This window comes from Flavobacterium salmonis (assembly GCF_903819435.1).
Lineage (GTDB): Bacteria > Bacteroidota > Bacteroidia > Flavobacteriales > Flavobacteriaceae > Flavobacterium > Flavobacterium chungangense.
In genome coordinates this window covers 1-1,683 of sequence record NZ_CAIJDP010000003.1, presented here as the reverse complement: position 1 = coordinate 1,683, position 1,683 = coordinate 1, and the positions used below count along the sequence as shown (strand labels likewise).

The window sequence follows — 1,683 nt, the reverse complement described above, 5'->3', positions numbered from 1 at the left end:
TGCTGAAGCTGTTCCTGTAAAGCCTAAGCTTACTACCGTATCGGTAGTCGTAGCCGTGCTCAGCGTAGCGGTGATTGTAGCGGTTCCTGATGCATTCTCTGCGATTGAAGCTGTTCCGCTAAGTGTTACCGTTGGGGTGGTCTCGTCATCAGTGATCGTAACGATTGCCTGAGTGGTACTGCCTGCCGTAGCTCCTGTAACATTCGTGATATCGATGGTTACGGTTTCGTTTCCTTCGTACAGCGCATCATCGGTCGGATCAATAGTGATCGTTCCGGTCAGCTGGCCTGCCGGGATGGTGATCGTAGTATTGCTTGCTGCGTAATCTCCTGCTGAAGCTGTTCCTGTAAAGCCTAAACTTACCACTGTAGCGGTAGTCGTAGCCGTGCTCAGCGTAGCGGTGATTGTAGCAGTACCTGATGCGTTTTCGGCTATTGAAGCTGTTCCGCTAAGTGTTACTGTTGGGGTGGTCTCATCATCGGTAATCGTAACGATTGCCTGAGTGGTACTGCCCGCCGTAGCTCCTGTAACATTCGTGATATCGATGATGACCGTTTCGTTTCCTTCGTACAGCACGTCATCGGTCGGATCAATCGTGATCGTGCCGGTCAGTTGACCTGCAGGGATGGTGATTGTTGTATTGCTTGCTGTATAATCTCCTGCCGAAGCTGTTCCTGTAAAGCCTAAGCTTACTACCGTATCGGTAGTCGTAGCCGTGCTCAGCGTAGCGGTGATTGTAGCGGTTCCTGCTGCGTTTTCGGCTATTAAAGCTGTTCCGCTCAGTGTTACCGTTGGGGTGGTCTCGTCATCGGTAATCGTTACAGTTGCCTGCTGAACGCCGTTTTCTGTAGCTCCTGTAACATTAGTGATATCGATGATTACGGTTTCATTTCCTTCGTACAGCAAGTCATCGGTCGGATCAATCGTGATCGTTCCGGTCAACTGGCCTGCCGGGATGGTGATGGTAGTAGTGCTTGCTGCGTAATCTCCTGCCGAAACTGTTCCTGTAAAGCCTAAGCTTACCACTGTAGCGGTAGTCGTAGCCGTGCTCAGCGTAGCGGTGATTGTAGCAGTACCTGATGCGTTCTCTGCGATTGAGGCTGTTCCGCTCAGTGTTACCGTTGGGGTGGTCTCATCATCGGTAATCGTAACGATTGCCTGCTGAACGCCGTTTTCTGTAGCTCCTGTAACATTAGTGATATCGATGATTACGGTTTCATTTCCTTCGTACAGCGCATCATCAGTTGGATCAATAGTGATCGTTCCGGTCAACTGGCCTGCCGGGATTGTGATGGTAGTAGCGCTTGCTGCGTAATCTCCTGCTGAAGCTGTTCCTGTAAAGCCTAAGCTTACTACCGTATCGGTAGTCGTAGCCGTGCTCAGCGTAGCGGTGATTGTAGCGGTTCCTGATGCGTTCTCGGCTATTGAAGCTGTTCCGCTAAGTGTTACCGTTGGGGTGGTCTCGTCATCAGTGATCGTTACCGTTGCCTGCTGAACGCCGTTTTCTGTAGCACCATTGCCTCCGGTTACTCCTGTGATGTCGACAATTACTGTTTCGTTGCCTTCGTACAGCACGTCATCGGTCGGATCAATAGTGATCGTGCCGGTCAATTGGCCTGCAGGGATGGTGATCGTAGTAGTGCTTGCTGCGTAATCTCCTGCTGAAGCTGTTCCTGTAAAGCC

The 1,683-nt window shown here is 51.0% G+C and carries 1 protein-coding gene; it reads right to left on the bottom strand.

Going from position 1 to position 1,683, the window contains the following annotated elements; genetic code table 11:
* Window positions 1–1,683, bottom strand: a 1,683-nt coding sequence (locus FLACHUCJ7_RS00015) for a beta strand repeat-containing protein (RefSeq protein WP_317170836.1), incomplete at both ends; no start/stop codon positions are given.